General features: G+C 65.2%; 16 protein-coding genes. 3 read left to right on the top strand and 13 right to left on the bottom strand.

Annotation, left to right across the window (positions count from 1 at the left end; all coding sequences use genetic code 11):
- Positions 1-44: 44 nt before the first annotated feature.
- The 11 genes from FB481_RS11200 to glgA form a co-directional block, all read right to left on the bottom strand.
- Positions 45-458 (bottom strand): CBS domain-containing protein, encoded by a 414-nt coding sequence (locus FB481_RS11200; protein WP_147176392.1) that lies wholly within the window; start codon positions 456-458, stop codon positions 45-47.
- Positions 459-588: 130 nt separating this feature from the next.
- On the bottom strand, positions 589-1233 hold the full coding sequence (locus FB481_RS11205; protein ID WP_147176393.1) for a glycosyltransferase family 2 protein: 645 nt from the start codon (positions 1231-1233) through the stop codon (positions 589-591).
- On the bottom strand, positions 1230-1853 hold the full coding sequence (locus tag FB481_RS11210; protein WP_147176394.1) for a class I SAM-dependent methyltransferase: 624 nt from the start codon (positions 1851-1853) through the stop codon (positions 1230-1232). Before FB481_RS11210 ends, FB481_RS11205 begins: the two co-directional genes overlap by 4 nt.
- On the bottom strand, positions 1850-2608 hold the full coding sequence (locus FB481_RS11215) for a PIG-L deacetylase family protein (RefSeq protein ID WP_147176395.1): 759 nt from the start codon (positions 2606-2608) through the stop codon (positions 1850-1852). Before FB481_RS11215 ends, FB481_RS11210 begins: the two co-directional genes overlap by 4 nt.
- The gene (locus tag FB481_RS11220; RefSeq protein ID WP_256662735.1) at positions 2605-3639 is read right to left on the bottom strand and encodes an acyl-CoA dehydrogenase family protein; all 1035 of its coding nucleotides are present in this window, start codon (positions 3637-3639) and stop codon (positions 2605-2607) included. Before FB481_RS11220 ends, FB481_RS11215 begins: the two co-directional genes overlap by 4 nt.
- Positions 3636-5768: a glycogen debranching protein GlgX gene (gene glgX, locus FB481_RS11225; protein WP_147176396.1), complete on the bottom strand. Its 2133-nt coding sequence runs from the start codon at positions 5766-5768 to the stop codon at positions 3636-3638. Before glgX ends, FB481_RS11220 begins: the two co-directional genes overlap by 4 nt.
- Before the next feature lie 18 nt (positions 5769-5786).
- Positions 5787-6119 carry a DUF2934 domain-containing protein gene (locus FB481_RS11230; RefSeq protein WP_093501576.1) on the bottom strand — a complete coding sequence of 111 codons (333 nt, stop codon included), beginning with the start codon at positions 6117-6119 and terminating at the stop codon, positions 5787-5789.
- Positions 6120-6124: 5 nt separating this feature from the next.
- The gene (locus tag FB481_RS11235) at positions 6125-8920 is read right to left on the bottom strand and encodes a malto-oligosyltrehalose synthase (RefSeq protein ID WP_147176397.1); all 2796 of its coding nucleotides are present in this window, start codon (positions 8918-8920) and stop codon (positions 6125-6127) included.
- Positions 8913-10991: a 4-alpha-glucanotransferase gene (gene malQ, locus FB481_RS11240; protein WP_147176398.1), complete on the bottom strand. Its 2079-nt coding sequence runs from the start codon at positions 10989-10991 to the stop codon at positions 8913-8915. The genes FB481_RS11235 and malQ overlap by 8 nt, the downstream gene beginning before the upstream one ends.
- Positions 10988-12724 (bottom strand): malto-oligosyltrehalose trehalohydrolase, encoded by a 1737-nt coding sequence (gene treZ / locus FB481_RS11245; protein WP_147176399.1) that lies wholly within the window; start codon positions 12722-12724, stop codon positions 10988-10990. The genes malQ and treZ overlap by 4 nt, the downstream gene beginning before the upstream one ends.
- On the bottom strand, positions 12724-14262 hold the full coding sequence (glgA, locus tag FB481_RS11250; RefSeq protein ID WP_147176400.1) for a glycogen synthase GlgA: 1539 nt from the start codon (positions 14260-14262) through the stop codon (positions 12724-12726). Before glgA ends, treZ begins: the two co-directional genes overlap by 1 nt.
- A gap of 703 nt (positions 14263-14965) precedes the next feature.
- On the opposite strand from glgA, the gene pcaQ reads away from it, so the two are divergent.
- Positions 14966-15910, top strand: a complete 945-nt coding sequence (gene pcaQ / locus FB481_RS11255) for a pca operon transcription factor PcaQ (protein WP_147176401.1) — start codon at positions 14966-14968, stop codon at positions 15908-15910.
- Positions 15911-15930: 20 nt separating this feature from the next.
- Here the strand turns inward: pcaQ and FB481_RS11260 are convergent, their stop codons facing one another.
- Positions 15931-16947, bottom strand: coding sequence for an NAD(P)-dependent alcohol dehydrogenase (locus FB481_RS11260; protein WP_147176402.1), 1017 nt, complete (start codon positions 16945-16947; stop codon positions 15931-15933).
- Between the two features lie 240 nt (positions 16948-17187).
- On the opposite strand from FB481_RS11260, the gene FB481_RS11265 reads away from it, so the two are divergent.
- Together FB481_RS11265 and FB481_RS11270 are read left to right on the top strand one after the other, a co-directional pair.
- Positions 17188-17964: an alpha/beta fold hydrolase gene (locus FB481_RS11265; protein ID WP_147176403.1), complete on the top strand. Its 777-nt coding sequence runs from the start codon at positions 17188-17190 to the stop codon at positions 17962-17964.
- Positions 17964-18761, top strand: a complete 798-nt coding sequence (locus FB481_RS11270) for an SDR family NAD(P)-dependent oxidoreductase (RefSeq protein ID WP_147176404.1) — start codon at positions 17964-17966, stop codon at positions 18759-18761. Before FB481_RS11265 ends, FB481_RS11270 begins: the two co-directional genes overlap by 1 nt.
- Positions 18762-18821: 60 nt before the next feature.
- Here the strand turns inward: FB481_RS11270 and FB481_RS11275 are convergent, their stop codons facing one another.
- Positions 18822-19193 (bottom strand): helix-turn-helix domain-containing protein, encoded by a 372-nt coding sequence (locus FB481_RS11275; RefSeq protein WP_147176405.1) that lies wholly within the window; start codon positions 19191-19193, stop codon positions 18822-18824.
- Positions 19194-19224 lie beyond the last annotated feature (31 nt).

Below are 19224 nucleotides of genomic sequence, written 5' to 3' on the forward strand. Positions count from 1 at the left end.
CAGATGCCCGCAGGCGCCGATTCTCCGCGTCGGTCTGCTCATGCTCAGTGGGCGCCGGTGACGCGGCGCAGCAGCTCGGCGCTGGCCTGCGGGTCGTCGCTCAGGGCCAGGTTGCCCAGCGACACCACGCCCACCAGGCGCTTGTCGCGGTTGAGCACCGGCAGGCTACGCAGCTGGTTGTCGCCCATGTTGCGGGCTACGTGCAGCACGTCTTCGTCGTCGAAGCAGTAACGGATCTCGCCGCTCATTACCTCGGAAATCGGCGTTTCGCCTGGCATGCCGGTGGCCACGGCGCGTACGGTGATGTCGCGGTCGGTGATCATGCCGATCAGGCGGTCGTCCTGGTTGACGAGCAGGGCGCCGCAATCGATGCGCGCCATCATGGCGGCGGCTTCGTGGATGGTCTGGCTGGGCGTGATGGTCTGCACGCCGCGGGTCATTATGTCGCTGACTTTCATGCTGTACTCCTGGCGATGGTCGCGGTGGTTCAGCGAGGGGCTCGCGCGCAGCAGGCACGCGGGCGTCGTTAAATTTCCGACTGGGCCGGCCAAGAGGCGGTTCAAGGTTTTTGCCCGCCGCGCGGCGGGTTTAGAGCAGCGAGCGCAGGTAGTCGCCGAAACCGCCGCGGGCGCGGCAATCCAGGCGGGCGCTGGTGTATACCCGCGGCAGTGCGCTCCAGGCGATGCGTGCGCCGATGCGCTGGAAGGCGGCGACCAGTTGTACGTCTTCGTCGACCACGATGCTCTGGAAGCCCCCGGCACGGCGATAGGCCGCGGCACTGAACGACAGGTTGGCGCCGTGGATGTGGCGGTGCCCGTCGCGATCTTCGTAGGCGCTCAGGTAGCGGCTCTGTACGCCGTCATCCAGTTCGCCCCATTCGGCGACTTCCACGGTGCCGCAGACCATATCGGCCTGCAGCTCGTGCTGGCGCACCAGCCAGTCCGGCGCCACACGGCTATCGGCGTCGGAGCAGGCGATCCAGCTGGCGCCGCGCTGCAGTTGCCAGGCCACACCGGCGGCCCGCGCCTGGCCGACGTTGCGCGCCTGCAGCGTCAGGCTTTCGACCGGGTAGTTGGCGACCACGCTGGCCGAGCCGTCGGTGCAGCTGTCGAGCACCACCAGAATGCGCACGGGCACGTCCAGATCGGGATGGGCAGCCGCTTCGAGCAGGGCAGTCAGGCAGGCGTCCAGGCTCTGTTCTTCGTTGTGAGCGGGAATCACGATGCCGATCAAACCGGACGCTCCTGGGCTTCCGGCACCAGGCCTTCGCGCTGGGCGACGGAGGTGCTTTCGGTACCCCAGACCTCGAGCAGCAGGTCGGCATCTTCATGGCGCAACAGGCGCGGTAGGCCGAGGCGTTCGTGCAGGCGGCGGTGAACCTCATCGCCGCTCAGCGGGCACTCGGCGATGGGCCAGCGCCAGTGGCAGGCCAGCAGGTTGCCGCCGATGTTGAGGGCGGCCCGGGCGCAGTCGATCAGGCGATCCAGATCCTGTGCGTCGAGGTAGTAGCACAGCTCGCTGAGTACGATCAGGTCGAAGCGCCCGGCCGGCCATTGCTCCGGCAGACGGGTCTGCAGCAGGCGCACATTGCTACGGTGAGCGAGGCGATTGTGCGCCAGCTCCAGGGCGAGAGCAGAGGTGTCGCTGCACAGCAGTTGGGTACAGCGCTCTGCCAGGCGTGCGCTGAGTTCGCCGTTGGCGCAGCCCGGCTCGAAGATGCTGCCGTAGTGGCTGCGCGGCAGGGCGGCGAGGGTCAGGTTGCGCTTGCGTTGCTCGTACCAGCGTTCGCGAAATGACCAGGGATCTTCGCTGCCCTTGTAGAGCTTCTCGAAGTAATTGTCGGCCACGCTCATAGAAACACCACCTCGAAGGGTTGCTGCAGGCGTTCCACCGCCGTGCCTGAAAGCACTGGCGGGTGACCGCTGTCGGGGTCGTCGTAGAGTTGGCTGGCAAAGGCCTGGATGGCGTGGCGCTTGCGCGCCTGCACCCATTTGTCGAGCTGCAGCTTGCGGGCGCGTTCCCAGGGAATGCGCGGGTCCTCGGGGCTTGCCCAGTGCCAGGCCCAGATTGGAATCTCGTGAGCACGGGCGCCGCATTCGAAGGCCGCGGTCAGCGCCGCGCGGCCCACCGCTTCATGGTCGGCGTGGCCGTCCTCGCGCCAGGTGGTGAACACCACGTCGCTGGGCTGCAGGTAGGTCTTGAGAAATTCGCGCAACTCACCTTCGGCGGCGGTTACGCCGGTATCGGAAAAGCCGCCATGCACCCATTGCACCTGGGTGATCGGCAGGCCGAGGCGTTTGAGGGCATCGGCGCTTTCCTGGGGGCGCACGATGCGCAAGCGCTGCGGCGTCCAGTAGGTCGAGCCAGGGTGGCTGGCCGCGCCATCGGTGACGGAGATCAGCAATATCTGCCGCTGCGCCTGGGCCAGCAGCTGCAGCAGGCCGCCACTGCCAAGGATTTCATCATCCGGATGCGGCGCGACGATCACTGCGCGGCAGCCTTCGGGCACCAGGTGCGTGCAGTCGATATCGGGCACCTGGGCCAGACGCCTTGAGGCTTTCCAGGCTTGTGGCGAGGTGCCCTGGCCCTGGATCGGGTTGGCGTTCATGGCATCCAGCTCTCTTGTGGTTGAGGCGCGGCGAGCTTGCCCAGAGCCGCCAGATCGCGTTCGGCGTGGCTCTGGCGCAGGAACACCGGCAAATCGGCCAGCAGCCGCGCCAGCGCGCCGTCACGGCAATAGGGCGCAGCGCCCAGGGCGCGGCCGACGTGCTCAATCACTGTGCTGGCGCTGTGCTCGACCAGGGCGCGCACGCGGCGCACCGGCAGTTCGGCGTTGGCCTCTGGGTTGGCGTCGATCCAGGCGGCGCATTCGCGCAGGGCGCTGGCGGCTGCCGTCAGGGCGCAGTCCACCTGGCCGAGGTGGGCGAGGGCATGGGGTTCGTCGCGTTCGGCGCAGTGCCGGCGCAGCGCTTCGCCCAGGCGGCTGGCCGCGCCATGCCAGCAGGCAGCGATGCCGGCGCCGCCTTGCCAGAAGCCGAGCCGGGCGAGGTAGCCGCCAGGCGGGCCAACCAGCTGGCCGCGGGCATCGTCGAAGAAAATATCCACGCTCTGGGTGGCGGCCATGCCCACGGCCTGCCAGCCGTCTTCGGTCACCCGCACGCCAGGCTGCTCGAGGGCAACCGCCACCAGCTGCTGTTCGCCTTGTTCATTCCAGGCGGTGAGCAGACCGTGGCTGAGCACCGTGGCGCCCGAGCACCAGGCCTTGCGACCGTGCAGGCGCACGCTGCCGTCTTGCTGCTCGGCGCCTAGGGTGACGCGCGCCTGGGGCGGTTCGGCAGCCCACATGCCCCAGGTGGCACGAGCCGCTACATCAGCGCCGAAATGCTCGAGGATCGCCAGGGCGTCGGTATGGCCTTCGTAGAGTTTGCACAGGCTCAGGTCCTGTGCGGCGACCGTGGCCAGCGCCTGCCAACGTTGCAGGGTCTGGCCACCGCCGGGTTTGGGTAATTGGTCGAGGCCCGCATCACACAACCTTTGCAGGCTGCGCAGCAGGGCCTCGGGATGATGCGGGAGTGGGTGCGGCCACTCGTTCAGCAGGGCGCCGAGGCGTTCCACCAAACGGGTGCCGCCCCCGGTCATGCCAATTTTTCCTTTTGCAGCTCGAACAGCACCAGCGAGCGATGGGTGACGGTGAATTCGTCACCGAACTGGAACACTTCGTCGTCTTCCGGCTCGTCGATGCGGTTGGTATCGAGCATGCACGTCCAGTGGCTGCCCTGGGCAACTTCCGGCAGGCGGAAATTGACCACGTCGTGGTGCGAGTTGACCACCATCAGCAGGGTCGCGTCGGCGCCGCTGCGGCGGATACCAGTCGGCTGGGCGCGACCATCGAGCAGCATGCCCATGCAGCGCGCATGGGGGGCGTGCCAGTTGTCCTCGTTCATCTCCTCGCCACTGGGCGCCAGCCAGGTGACATCCTTGACGCCGAGCTCTTCGTTGAAGGCGCCGACGAAGAAGCGGCCACGACGCAGGATCGGGTAATTCATGCGCAGCTTGATCACCCGGGTGACGAACTCCTGCAACTGCTTGCCGCGCTCGCCCAGATCCCAGTTGATCCAGCCGATCTCACTGTCCTGGCAGTAGGCGTTGTTGTTGCCGTGCTGGGTGCGCGCGAACTCGTCGCCGGCCACCAGCATCGGCGTGCCCTGGGCGAGGATCAGCGTGGCCATGAAGTTGCGCATCTGGCGGAAGCGCAGGTCGTTGATGGCCTCGTCGTCGGTCGGGCCTTCGACGCCGTGGTTCCAGGACATGTTGTTGTTGCTGCCGTCCTGGTTGTTCTCGTCGTTGTCCTCGTTGTGCTTGTCGTTGTAGGAGACAAGGTCATTGAGGGTGAAACCATCGTGGGCGGTGATGAAGTTCACCGACGAGAACGGCCGGCGACCACGCTGGTTGTACAGGTCGCCCGAAGCGGTCAGACGGCTGGCCAGTTCGGCCAGCTGGCCTTCGTCGCCTTTCCAGAAGCTGCGCACGTTGTCGCGGAACTTGTCGTTCCACTCCGCCCAGCCCGGCGGAAAACCACCGACCTGATAACCGCCGGGGCCGCAGTCCCATGGCTCGGCGATCAGCTTGACCTTGCTCAGCACCGGGTCCTGACGACAGGCGACCAGGAAGCTGTGGCGTTCGTCGTAGCCGTCGTGGTGGCGGGCGAGAATGGTCGCCAGGTCGAAGCGGAAGCCGTCCACACCCATCTCGGTGGCCCAGTAGCGCAGCGAGTCGGTGACCATCTGCAACACGCATGGGTGGCTCAGGTCCAGGGTGTTGCCGGTGCCCGAATCGTTGATGTAGTAGCGTTTGTCATCGGGCATCAGCCGGTAGTAGCTGGCGTTGTCGATGCCGCGCATGGACAGGGTAGGGCCCAGCTCGTTGCCTTCGGCGGTGTGGTTGTAGACCACGTCGAGAATCAACTCCAGGCCGGCATCGTGCAGGTGCGCGGCCATTTCCTTGAATTCGTTGATGTGGCCGCTGGCCAGGTAACGCGGGTGCGGGGCGAAGAAACCAATGCTGTTGTAGCCCCAGTAGTTGTTCATGCCCTTTTCCAGCAGATGCTGGTCGTTGACGAAGGCATGGATGGGCAGCAGTTCGACCGACGAAACGCCGAGCTTGCGCATGTGCTTGATCACGTCGGCGTTCATCAGCCCGGCGAAGGTGCCACGCTTGTCTTCGGCCACCGACGGATGACGCATGGTCAGGCCGCGCAGGTGCGCTTCGTAGAACACCGTCTTGTCCCAGGCCACGCGATGATTACGATGCTTGCCCCAGGTATAGGCCGGGTCGATGACCTTGCACTTGGGCACGAAGGGTGCACTGTCACGCTCGTCAAAGCTGAGGTCGCCGTCCGGGTGGCCGATCTCGTAGCCGAACAGCGCTTCGGACCACTTCAGCTCGCCAACCAGTTGCTTGGCATACGGGTCGATCAGCAGCTTGTTGGGGTTGAAGCGATGACCGGCTTCCGGCTCGTAGGGGCCGTACACGCGGTAGCCGTAAATCAGCCCCGGGTGGGCGTCGGGCAGGTAGCCGTGCCAGATTTCGTCGGTGTACTCCGGCAATTCGATGCGCTCGATTTCTTCCAGGCCATCAGGGTCGAAAATGCACAGTTCGACCTTGGTGGCGTGAGCCGAGAAGAGCGCGAAGTTGACGCCCAAACCATCCCAGGTCGACCCCAACGGAAAGGGTTGACCTTCGGTTATACGCGAGCGTGGTTGACTCATTCTGGGTGGCTCCTGGTATCAGGCCTTGGGCTTCTTGGCGGCAGGCTTGGGGGTGGTGCTGGGTTTGGCCTTGGAGGGTGCCTTGGCCGGTTTGAGCAGAGCAGGTTTTTCGGTGTCGGCCTTGGGCGTTGCCTTGCTGGCGCGAGGTTTGATAGGTGCCGCAGGGGCGGCGCCTTCAGCAGCGGCCTTGGGCTTGCTTACGCGCTTGGGCGTGGCCTTGCCGGGCGTCTGCTCGGCTTCGACCAGCTTGGTGGCCATTTCCCAGTGGCGTTTGGCCTGGCCGTGGGGTTTCCCTTCGGATTCCCAGATCTGGTAGGCGAACTCACGGATGCGGTCTTCTTTTGCGCTCATGGGTGTTACTCCTGAGATTGGCTAGGGGCGATCAGCAGATTGACGGGGACATCGCGCAGCACCTTGCACAACGCGAGGTGACCGTTGTTGGGCATTGGGTTGGCAGGGTCGAACGCGCTGCGCAGGGGCTTGTCGGCGAGCGCAGCGGGCAGGGCGATACGGGTGTCGCCCCATTGGTCGGCGGCGATCAGCGGCATGGCGCTGTCGCCCAGCAATTTGGCGCTCAAGCGCGGCACCACGATGATGGCGTGCTGCTCGCCGTGGCTGCGCAGGAATGCGACGACCCGCTCGGCATGCTCACCCTCGACCTGCAGTGGCTGGTAATCGCCTTTGGCAAACAGTTGCGCGTGTTGCTGGCGAGCCTGCAGGGTGGCGGCGATCAGCGCCTGCTTCACGTGGCCGTCATGCCAGTGTTCGAGGGCCTGGGCAAGCGGTTGGCCGTCAGCCAGGGCCTGGCGGCGAGCGGCGAAATCCACCGGGCGGCGGTTGTCCGGGTCGACCAGGGAGAAGTCCCAGAATTCGCAGCCCTGATACAGATCGGGCACCCCTGGCACGCTCATGCGCAGCAGGCTTTGAACGAGGCTGTTGAGGGCGCCGGCAGGCGCGATTTCTGCGGCGGCGCGGCAGACCTCGCCGCGCAACTCGGTGGCCTGATCGCTGCTGAGCAGGGCGTGCAGATAGTTTCTGCAGGCCTGCTCGTAACGCTCGTTAGGGTTGCTCCAGGTGCTGCGCAACTTGGCCTCGCGCACGGCCTTTTCCTGCCAGGCGGTGAGGCGCTCGGTGAGGCTCTGCAGGCCTTCGGCATCGTCGGCGCGCAGATCCAGCGGCCAGCAGGCAAGCAGGATCTGCAGCAGCATCAGCTCGTCACCGGGCGAGGGCGCCAGGCCGTCGTCCAATTCATCGCGCAGCGGCGCAGCCAGTTCGCGCCAGTGCTGGCAACGCTCGGCGAACCACTCGGCGCGTTCGCTCAGAACGGTCAGGCGCGCGCGGGTGTCTTCGCCGCGTTTGTGGTCGTGGGTCGCGGTGGTCAGCAGGTTGGCCGGGAAATGCCGGGCCCGCTCGACGCAACCGTCATGGAAGGCCTGCACCGGCGCGCTGAATTGCTGCGGGTCGAAGCCCACGTCGTTACGCGACAGCAGCACTGCACTGCGATAACAGGCGGTGTCTTCCACGGCCTTGGCGGCGGCTGGTGAGGTGAGTTGCTGGAAGCGCTCGATCATCTTCGCCCGGCGCTTGCGCTGGGGGCTCGGCGGCAGTTGCGACAGGGCCTGGCCGCCGAGCCAGCTGTCGAGGTGTTCGAGCAGCGGCCAGTCGCCTTCGGCCAGCGTCGTGCGGGCGCCTTCCAGGGCATGGTCGAACACCGCCTGGTCGTTGGCGCTGCGCCCAGCGGCCGACACGTAGGTGCGGTACACTGAGAAATGGGTGATCAGCTCCAGTAGCGCGCGGCGGATAGCGCCCAGGGTCAGGTCGCGGGTGGCGATGTCGTCACGGGCGACCAGCAACAGGCCCTGGGCCAGCGCTTCCAGGTCGCCGGCCAGGGAAGTGGTCAGCACCAGCTGGCGTGCCTCGCGTACCTCGGCCATGAAGTCGGCATCACGGCCACTGGTTTCGCTCCACAGTTTCGCCAGTACCGGTTCGCCATCCGGCGCGTGTTGCAGCAGCGATACCTGGTTCATGAATTCGTAACCGGTGGTGCCATCCACGCCCCAGTCGCGGGGTAGCTGTTCGCCTTCGCCGAGGATCTTCTCGACATAGATCGGAAAACGGCCACCCTGCAGATTCGTTGGTCGTTTCGGCAGCAGCCGCTCGACGCGGCGGCGCAGCTTGCGGCAGTAAGCACGTGGGTTGGCCAGGCCGTCGACATGGTCGATACGCAGGCCGTCGACCAGGCCTTTTTCGATCAGCTCGAAAATCTTCTCGTGGGTCGCTTCGAACACGTCGTGGCGCTCGACCTTGAGGCCGCCCAGTTCGTTGATGTCGAAAAAGCGCCGCCAGTTGATGTCATCCGCCGCAGTGCGCCAGCTGGCCAGACGGTAATGCTGGCGTTCGAGCAGCTGATGAAGGGCTTCGAAGTTCTGCCCCTCGGCAGGCCGCAGGCTGGCCAGGGCACGCTCGATGGCATGCCCGGCCTTGCTGGCCAGGGCGACCAGTTCGCGAAATAGCACGCTCGCCTGGCGCTGGCCGTCGGCGCTGTCGTCCAGGGCCGCAAAACGTCGGCCCAGGGCCTGCAGCTCGGAATGGCCGCTGCGCTGCAGGATGTCGCCATAGGTCGGCGGATTGATCGGGAAGCGGTGGTCGTAGTGCTTGGCGTAGAACAGGCCGCGCTTGGCATCGAAGTGCAATTCGATCTCGCCGGCTGCCAGCACCTCGCCGTAGTCGCTACGCAGGAACGGCACCAGCAACTGGCCGCGCAGCAGCGGGTCGTGGGATTGCCAGTGGATGTCGAAGAATTTCGCATAGGCGCTGTTGGCGCCCCATTCGAGCACATCAAGCCACCATGGGTTGGCATTGCCGCCCACCGCCATGTGGTTGGAGACGATATCCAGGATCAGCCCCATGCCTTTGCTGCGCAGGGCCGAGACCAGCCGCTCCAGGGCCGCCTCGCCGCCCAGCTCGGGGTTGACGCGAGTCGGATCGACCACGTCGTAGCCGTGCATGGAGCCAGGTCGTGCGGTGAGCAGCGGCGAGGCGTAGATATGGCTGATGCCCAGGCGTGCGAAATAGTCGACCAAGGGCACGGCATCATCGAGGATGAAGCCCTTGTGAAACTGCAGGCGAACACTGGCGCGCAACTCAGTCATGGCCGAGGCCCTCGGCCAGGTTGCGGGCCCACTGCAGGCGCTGGAGGCGGTGCGCGACTGCCGGGGCGTCGAGCATGCCCTCGGCAGGTTCGGCCCAGCGGCGGCGCCAGTTCGGGTGTTCGTCGCCCGGGCCTGGCAGGTTGGGCTGTTCGGTGGCAGCCATGGCATCTTCCAGCGGCAGCAGCACCAGCGGCGCTGGGGTGCTGCCGATGAAGGCGATGCTGGCGTCCAGTTGCTGGCCGTCATCCATCTGTTCGGCGGTGGCGTGGCCGTGATCGTGCAAGGCCTGGTGCAGTGCTCGGGTTTCCTGGGCGCGCAATTGGTGATCCTGTCTGGTGTAGTCGTCGCTGCGGTGGCCCGCAGCCTGGCGCCAATGAATGTCGCGGGAGGCGAGCCAGCCGCGAATGCTCGGCAGATCATGGGTGGTGGTGGTGGCCAGGGCGTCACGCGGCCAATGGGCGGGGGCGTGGAAGTGGCCGTTGCTTTGCTCGAACAGCAGCACGCGCATGCCGAGAATGTTGCGCGCCGCCAGTTCTTCACGCAGGCCGTCGGGCACCGTGCCCAGGTCTTCGCCGATGATCAGCGCGCGGTGGCGCTCGGCCTCCAGGCACAGCAGACGCAGCAGATCATGGGACGGATAGTTGAGGTAGGCGCCGGCGGAAGAATCCTCGCCCTCGGGAATCACCCACAGACGGCGCAGGGTCATCACGTGGTCGATGCGCATACCACCGGCGTGAGCCAGGTTGGCGCGCAGCATTTCGATGTAGGCGCGAAAGCCGTTCTGTTGCAGGCCCTGGGGCGAAAACGCCGACACGCCCCAGTTCTGCCCCGAGCGGTTGAGGATGTCCGGCGGTGCGCCGACGCTGACCGACTGCAGCAGTTCGGCCTGGCGGCCCCAGGCCTGGCTGCCGGCGGCATCGGCGCCGACGGCCAGGTCGGCGATCAGGCCGACCGCCATGCCGGCTTCACGGGCTGCCGCCTGCGCGCCGTGCAGGCAGCGGGCGACCAGCCATTGGGCGAAGGCGTGGAATTCGATCTCGTGCTGATGGCCTTCGCAGAACTGCTCGACCGCCGCGCTAGCAGGGTCGCGGTACTGCTCGGGCCAAGCCCGCCAGTCGACCGGCAGGCCGTTGAGGTCCATGAAACCGCGCAGCGCCTCGAAGCGACAGTGCTGGCGCAGGGCCTCGCCGCCGGCCTGGCGAAAGGCCTCGAAGTCGGCCTGCAGCGGATGAATGCTGACGGCGAAATCGGCATGCAGCTGCCGCAATATCTGCATGCGCGCACTGGCGACGCCCGGCCAGTCGATCAGCTCCAGGCCTTCCAGGCGCGCTAGTTCATCGGCCAGCCCGCAGGTGCGGGTGGCCTGCTGAACCGCTGCTTCGCCGAGCACACTGGCCGGTGCAGCATGCAGCACGTTGAAGAACAGGCGGCTGGAGGGCGAGTAGGGGCTGTAAGTGTGCAGGTTGGCGCTGAACATTGCGTGCATCGGGCTGATCGCCACGGCATCGGCGCCGCGGGCCGCCGCGCTGCGCACCAGAGATTCCAGCGCCTGGGTGTCGCCCAGGCCGCCGTCACCCGGGCGACGCAGCGAATACAGCTGGGCGCTGAGGCCCCAGATCTTCGCGTCGCTGCGACCGGCCAGTTCGGCAACGCTCGGGCAGGCGGCGGGCGCTACGGCGAGGGTCACTTCGCCACCGGTGATGCGCAACTGGTGATAACCGATGGTGCCGATCACCGGCAGGCGACCGCTGTCGTCCAGTCGGCCGTCCAGGCGTTCGCCCTGTTCCAGCTGAATCTCGAATGGCGTGCCCGGCGGAAAGTATCGGGTCAGATCCAGGGCCTGCTGCTGATCGAGGGTGACCAGTGGGCCGAGTGCCAGGTTGTCCTCACGCTGCTTCAGCTGCGCCAGGCTGGCTTCGATCTGCTCGTCGTCAGCCGCGGGGTAACCAAGGGCTTCGAGCAGGCGACGCTGGTGTTCGGGTTTGACCGATTGGGCGTTGCCGTCGGCGTCGATCCAGTCGACGCTCAGGCCTGCGGCCTTGCTCAGTTCTGCCAGGCGTGCATCGCTCATGGGGCGCCCTCCAGCAGAACGCGCACGCTATGTGCTGGAAGGTGGTCGTCGTTGGCGCGGTAGCCGAACAGCTGGCGAGCGCCCTGCGGCATTGCTGCCTCTACCGGCTCGCTGCCCAGGTTCAAGGCGATATGCAGTACCTGGCCGTCGCCAAGCTGCCAGCTGGCAGCCACAGCGGTGTTGCCGAGTACCCGACTTTCCAGGGCCTGGCTGCCGGCCAGGCGCGGCACGATGTGTTGGTGGCGCAGGCTCAGCAGCTCGCGATAGAACGCCTGCCAGGCTTTGCCATCCGCCGTGTCGCGGCTGTGGTAGTCGGGCTTGGAGGTCTCGAAGGTGCTGGCGTCGTTGGGGGCTGGGATGGCCTGGCCGGAGAACTTGGAGAAATCCTTGAATTCGTTCTGGCGGCCCTTGCGCACCGCTTCACCGAGCTCATCGTTGTGCGAGGTGAAGAACTGGAACGGCTGCTCGCTGCCCCATTCCTCGCCCATGAACAGCAACGGAATCATCGGGCTGAGTAGCAGCAGGGCGGTGGCGCTCTTCAGGGCGTCATCCTCGGCCAGCGTACGCATACGCTCACCGACGGCACGGTTGCCGACCTGATCATGGTTCTGCAGGAACAGCACGAAGGCACTCGGCGGCAGGTGGCCGCTGCTGCTGCCACGAGCGGTGCCGTGGCGGGTGGTTTCACCCTGGTAGATGAACCCTTCGCGCAGGCAGCGGGCGAGCTTGTGCGTGGCATCGATGGCGAAGTCGGCGTAGTAGCCTTCGTGCTCGCCGGTCAGCAGGTGATGCAGCACGTTGTGGCCGTCGTCGTTCCACTGGGCGACGAAGCCTTGCTGCAGCAGCTCGGCGTCGTTGTGCTCGTTTTCCAGCACCAGGTGCAGATGACGCGAGGCGGGAATCGAGGCGTGCAGCCGTTCGGCCATTTCGATAAGGAAGTCGCGCTCGCCGATGGCGTGCACGGCGTCGAAGCGCAAGCCGTCGACCCGGTAGTCGTGCACCCACATCAGAGCGTTGTCGATGAAGTAGTCGCGCACCTGGCGACGACGAAAATCGATGGCCGGGCCCCAGGGCGTGTGCACGTCTTCGCGGAAGAAATCGCTGGCGTATTGGCCCAGGTAATTGCCGTCCGGGCCAAAGTGGTTGTACACCACGTCGATGAACACCATCAGGCCCAGTTCGTGGGCGTGGTCGATCAGTGCGCGCAACTGGTCCGGGGTGCCGTAGGACGAATCCGGGGCGAAGGGCAGCACGCCGTCGTAACCCCAGTTGCGACCGCCCGGGAATTCACCCAGGGGCATCAGTTCGATGGCGGTAACGCCCAGGTCGGCCAGTTCCTGCAAGCGCGCCTGCGCGCTCTGGTAACCGCCCAGGGTGCCGACGTGAACTTCGTAAAGCACCGTTTCCTGCCAGGGGCGCCCCTGCCAGCCAGCATTGCGCCATTGATAGCGGGATGGATCGGCGACCCGGCTGGGGCCGTGCACATCGTTGGCCTGCCAGCGCGAAGCGGGGTCGGGCACCAGCAGGTGCTCGTCGATCAGGTAGTGATAGTCGGTGCCTGCCGCCACCGGGAGGGTGGCGGCGTACCAGCCGTTGTCGCTGGCCGTCATCGCATGTTGGGTGTCGTCTTGCAGCTTTACCGCGACGCTTTTGGCGTCCGGCGCCCACAAGGCAAAGTGAGTGTGGCCGGTTTCATCCGGCCAGGCGCCGTGTCTCTGTTTCGCTTCAGGCATCAGACCAGTTTCCCACCCGATGTTTTCGCTGCTACCAGCTTGCGGTATAGCGCGGCATAGGGCTCCACCGACTGCTTCCAGTACAGTGGCGCGGCCATGGCATGGGCACGCATGGCGTTGAGCAGTTCCGGGTTGCGGTGGATGGCCATAGCGCGGCGCACGGCAGTCAGGTAGCTGTCGCTGCTCGGCTCCTTGAACAGGAAGCCGTTGACGCCGTCTTCGATGGTGTCGGCCAGGCCGCCGGTGGCGCGGGCGATCGGCAGCGAGCCGAAGCGCTGGGCGTACATCTGGCTGAGGCCGCAAGGTTCGAAACGCGACGGCATCAGGAGGAAGTCGCTGCCGGCGAACATGCAGCGCGCATCCGCTTCGTTGAAACCGACGTTGGCGCCGACCTTGCCTGGATGACGACGGGCCAGCTCTCGGACGGCTTCCTCAAGGTGCTCCTCGCCACGGCCGATGATCGCGATACGACCGCCTTCGGCAACGATGGTGTCGGCGATCTCCAGGGTCATGTCGATGCCTTTCTGCTGTACCAGGCGCGAAACCACGGCGAACAGCGGGCCTTCATTTTGCTCCAGACCGAACATCTGCTCGACGTGGCGTTTATTGGCGCGCTTGCCTTCCCAGTCGTGGGCATCAAAGCCCTGCACCAGGTGCGGGTCGTTGACCGAATCCCAGCTGTCGTCGATGCCGTTGGGGATGCCGCTGAGCTGATTGAGCTGCACCTTGAACTGCAGCATGCCTTCCAGGCCGCAGCCAAATTCCGGGGTGGTGATCTCGCGGGCGTAGTTCTCGCTCACCGTGGTGACGTGATCCGAGTACACCAGGCCGGCCTTGAGGAACGACAGGCGACCATAGAATTCCATGCCCTGGTGGCCGCAGGCCGAGGAGGGCAGGCCCAGTTCCGGGCTGCATTCCAGGCTGCACAGGCCCTGGTAGGCGAGGTTGTGGATGGTGAACACGGTCGGCGTCTGCAGGCCGCGCCAGCTCATGTAGGCGGGCGCCAGGGCGGCGGGCCAGTCGTTGGCGTGAACCACTTCCGGGCACCAGCTCAGGCAGGCGGTGCCGGCGGCGATCTCGGCGGCGGCGAGGCCGAGGCTGGCGAAACGGATGTGGTTGTCCTGCCAGTCGCGCCCTTGGGCGTCGCCATAGGGCGTGCCATCGCGGTCGTACAGTTCGGGGCAAATGAGCACATAGACGATCAGCCCGTCGGGCAGCGTCATGCAGCCGATACGGGCTGGCGGCAGGGCCGCGTGGCCCGGTACGCTGCCGACATCGCGGATCGCGTGGCCGCTTTGCATTACCTGGCGATAGCCGGGGATCAGCACGCGCACGTCGTGATCGGCGTTCATCGCCCGTGGCAGCGACGCGGAAACGTCGCCCAGGCCGCCCACCTTGATCAGGTCGGCCAGTTCGGGGCTGACGAAGAGAATCTTCTTCTTGGCCGCGTGCAGGTTGGTAATGGTGTTATGTGGCTTGAGGGATGTTTCTACCGATACCGCTTGATCGAACCGTGTTACCGCAACAGCGTTTCCCATACCATCCTCCGCTCGATTCTGTCCTTGACTCGTAAATAATTCGTTCGCTTGCACGCCGACGGGAATAGGCCGCCTGTCTTTCCAGTTGATTGCCGTGTCGGGGCAGGAGGAAAAGCTGCTTGCTGGTGATTAATTCCCACCTAGTTGATGACCCAGCTCGCGAATAAGAAGTTTCGACTATTTTCAGGAGCCTGCCGGGGTATCGGGGAACTTATGCGTAACAGCAGGTTTTCGCTGCCACTACCAGTGAAGTTGCGGGTTTTCACCTGCGATAGACGGTTTAATGGCAGGCTTTACGCTGTCATTCCAGCCCTCTGCGAGGGGCTTTTCGACGTTTATGCGGTCGCTAGGCGACGAGCGGTCATGTTTTGCCAGAACGGGCTTAGTTGTACAAAACCTTGACAGTTCCTTTACAACTTGCAGCGCAACTAAGTGAGCGGAAGTTGGATTTATTTTGAACGACCGAACAACTAACTAAGTTCACTGTTTTTGTTGTTCTACAAGCCGTTCGATATTTCATGTCAAAGGTTTAAGTGCCAGTACTGGCCAGCACGAGTGCTGATGCTTTCAAAGCATTACGAATGAGGGATCTGCCGTGCGCTGAATGCATCGGTGAGGGAAGGTACGCTGTTGCAGATCATGAACGGCAACGGTGCCATCCGGTTCTGATAATGTTGCCGGGCCTCAATCAGTGCAGCCGGCCATGAACCTCGACAACCGCATCAAATTCCGTCACCTGACCTGCTTTCTGGAAATTGCCCGGCAGCGCAGCTTCGCCAAGGCGGCCGACGCCCTGGCGGTCAGCCAGCCGGCCATCTCGAAAACCATTCGGGAGTTGGAGGAAATCCTCGAGGCCTCATTGTTCGAGCGCGGCAAGGCGGGCGTCAGCCTGACCTCGGCTGGGCTGGCCTTCATGCGTTACGCCGGTCCCTGCGTGCAGGCGCTACGCGACGGCGTGAACAGCTTGCGTAGCGGCGAGCATGACGCGGGGCAGGTGCGCGTCGGTGTGCTGTCGACGGTAGAGAGCCTGCTGATTCCCGAGGTGGTGCGGCGCCTGCACATGCGCCACGCGGCACTCGTGGTCAGCGTCGCTACCGGCCCGAGCGCCTATCTGCTGGCGCAACTGCGCGTCGGCGAGCTGGATCTGGTGGTGGGGCGCATGACCGACAGCCCGGAGATACAGGGGCTGACCTTCGAACACCTGTACAGCGAGTCGATGAGCCTTGTGGTGCGTACTGAGCATCCGCTGCTGGCTCTGGGCGATGCCGGCCTCAGCCAGTTGGGCAACTACCCGGTGGTGCTGCCGTTGGCCGGCACCACCATCCGCCGCTACGCCGACAGCCTGTTCGTGCAATGCGGCGTGGCCCTGCCGCGCCAGCGCCTGGAAACCCTGTCGCCGGCGCTCAGCCGCCGCTACGTGCAGCAGAGCGATGCCGTATGGGTCGCACCGCTGGATGCCGTGCGTCTCGATCTGCAGAGTGGCGAGCTGGCCGAGCTGGCCCTGGGTATTCGCGAGCCCGGCGGCTCGGTGGGCATCTGCAGCAACGCCGCGCTGCCGTTGTCGCTGGCGGCGCAGTGGTGCTGCGAGACGTTGCGGGAGTTGGCGGGCGAGTACCGAGAGCGTTCCCTGCCAGGCTCGCTTGCGTAGCTGGCCTCGCCCAATCCAGATCAGTTGAACTCGATCAGCACCTTGCCCACCTGCTTCTGCGCCGCGAAGTAGGCATAGGCGGCCGGGGTGTCTTCGAACTTGAAGGTTTTGCTGATCACCGTTTCGATGCGGTTGGCTTCGGTGGCGCGTAGCAGCTCCGTGAACATCTTGCGGCTGCCGTTGGCGATACCGCGGATGGTCACGTTTTTGAGGATCAGCGAGAGGTAGTTCGGAATCGGCGATTGCTGGCCGGGGGTTACGCCAATCACGACGATGCGTGCGTTGGCGGCGGCGGCCGCGATGGATTGGCCTAGGGTGTCCTGGCCGCCGGTTTCGATGATCACGTCGGCGCCGACATTATCGGTGAGGGCCATGAGTTGGGCGGCCCAGTCCGCATGCTGGCGGTAGTTGATGGTGATATCGGCGCCCAGCTCGCGGACGATTTGCAGTTTCTCGTCGCTGGACGAGGTGATGGCCACCCGCGCGCCGCGCAGTTTGGCGAGTTTCAGTGCTGCCAGAGACACGCCGCCGGTGCCCAGACAAAGCACCAGTTCGCCCGGCTTGACCTTGCTGACTTCGACCAGCGCATTCCAGGCGGTGAGGCCGGCTGAGGCAAGGCCGGCAACATCCCTGTCGGCGAGGGAAGCCGGCACCTGTATGACCGCCGCGGCGGGCAGCACGACCCGTTCGGCCAGCCAGCCGTCATGGGAGATGCCGATGTCATGGGCGAACACCTCGGGGCGGAAGTCACCGTCCAGCCAGCTCGGGAAGTGTCCGCAGACCACGCGATCACCCGGCTTGACGTTCTCGACACCTGCACCGACAGCGATGACCTTGCCGACACCTTCGGAGGTCGGGGTACGCTCGGGCGCCTGGCGGGCACCGTAAACGCCGCGCAGCAGCTGCACATCACGGCTGATCAGACCGACCAGGTGCGGTGCGACCAGCACTTGGCCAGGGCCAGCGACGGGGTCAGGGCGAGTGACGGCGGTCAGGCTGTCCAGACCTTGCTGGTTACCGATTTGGAAGGCTTTCATGCGGATGATCCTTGCGTCGGAGAATGTGGGGCTTTTCATGGCCCAGGCGTTAATCGGGGCACATGGTGCCAGATGGCCCGTCGGCGCCGTCAAGGCCTGGCCAAACAGGAGGGATCGACGCCATTCGATCTCTCTGGCGGCCTGACAGCCCAGCCTTATCCGCCCGAGCCCCCCAGCGATTATCTGAACTCCCGACGCCGCCTCGCTTTCCACTTTGAACACCCATGAGGCAGGCACGCGATGCTCCCACATAGCCAGCAGGGCCAAGGCCCGATCACCTTCGTACTGATGCACTTTCTCGGCGGCTCGCACCGGACCTGGGGGCCGACCATTCCCTATCTGGATCGCCAATATCGCTGTGTAGCGCTCGATACGCCGGGCTTCGGTGATGCCAATGCGGTAACCGGTTATACGGTCAGCGAGATGGCCGATCAGGTCGACCAGAGCATTCGCGAGCTCGGGCTCTATCGCTGCATCCTGGTCGGCCATTCGATGACCGGTAAGGTCGCGACGGTCCTGGCATCGCGGCAGCCGTCTTATCTCCATGGCCTGGTGCTGGTGGCTCCGTCGCCACCCGGCCCGCAGCCGATGCGCGAGGCCGACCGCGACCGCCAGCGCGCCTTTGATGCTTCGCGAGAGCAGGCCGAAGCCTTCGTCGATGAATCCAGTTTCCACCGTTTGCCGGATGACCTGCGTGAGGTCGCCATTGCCGACGCCCAGAGCGTGAACCTCGAAGCGTGGCGCGCCTGGGTCGACCACGGCAGCCGCGAGGATTGGCAAGGCCGCATCGGCAGCCTGCCATATCCGGCGCTACTGATCTGCGGCGCCGACGACCGCCAGGTGCCGGATGCCGAAGAGCAGGGGCGTACCACCCTGGCGCACTTTCCCCACAGCGCCGTACTGACGCTATCCGGCGCGGGGCACTTGATGCCGCTGCAGACACCCCGCGCACTGGCCGAGCAGATGCTCGCATTCGCTCATTTGATCGCGACTCGTATCACTGAAGGAGAAGGTTGATGGACTTGGGCTTGAAAAATCGTGTGGCACTGATCAGTGGTGCGGCGGGCGGGATCGGTCTGGCGACCGCGCGCTTGCTGGCAGAGGAGGGCGTGCAGCTGGTGCTGACCGACCGCGAACAGGATGCGTTGCAGAAGGCTGCCGAAGACCTGCCTGGTGAGCCCCTGCTGATCGCCGCGGACATGACCCGGCAAGCCGAGGTCGATGACCTGGTCCGCCAGGGCGAGGCGCGCTTCGGCCAGATCGATATCGTCGTGCATACCGCCGGCGTGACCGGCGCCAAGGGCGACCCCCTGGAACTCTCGGACGCCGACTACCAGGAAGCCTGGGACACCGACTTCTTCACCGCTGTGCGCATCGCCCGGGCAACCTTGCCGGCCATGCGCAAGCGCGGCTGGGGCCGGCTGGTGTGCATCACCTCGGAAAACGCCGTGCAGCCGTACTGGGAAGAGGCCGTGTACAACGTGGCCAAGGCTGCGCTGGCCGCCTTCATCAAGAACCTGTCTTACAAGGAAGCGGCCCACGGCGTGCTGTGCAACACGGTATCGCCCGCGTTCATCGAAACCGGCATGACCGACGGCATGATGGAAAAACGGGCCGAAGAACTGGGCGTGAGCTTCGAGGAAGCGGTGCAGAGCTTCCTGAAGGAAGAACGCCCCGGAATCGTTCAGCAGCGTCGTGGCCAGCCCGAAGAAGTGGCAGCGGCCATCGCGCTGCTGGTATCGGAGCGTGCGTCTTTCATCAACGGCAGCAACTTGCGCGTCGACGGTGGGTCGGTGCAGAGCGTGCAGAACTGAAGGATGTCGCAATGCTCGCGAGCGTGAGCATTGCGCTAGCCAACTAACGCGCTTTCAATCTCAAGGACTGACCGACAGCGCGTTCTCACCATCCTCCGCCATCTGGGCTTGAGGCGCTGGCCTGGCTTTCAGCCACAAGCCAAAGGTCTTCACCACCTCGACCACCGGTCGCAGCCGCTCGCCTTCGGCGCTGAGGCAGTACTCCACCCGAGGAGGTATCTCCGGGTAGACGGTTCGCCGGATCAGGCCGGCCTGTTCCAGTGCGCGCAATTCCAGGGTCAGTACCCGTTGCGAAATCTGCGGCATATCGCGGCGCAGCTGGTTGAAGCGTTTGCTGCCGTCGAGCAGATACGACACCAGCAGCAGCCGCCATCGCCCGCCGATCAGGCGCATGGCTTCTTCAATCGAACAGCCCGAAACGTTCTTCTTCACGGCGCTTTCCAGGTAACCAATTTGTGCCCCA

Source organism: Pseudomonas sp. AG1028, assembly GCF_007993955.1.
Classification (GTDB): Bacteria; Pseudomonadota; Gammaproteobacteria; order Pseudomonadales; family Pseudomonadaceae; genus Aquipseudomonas; species Aquipseudomonas straminea.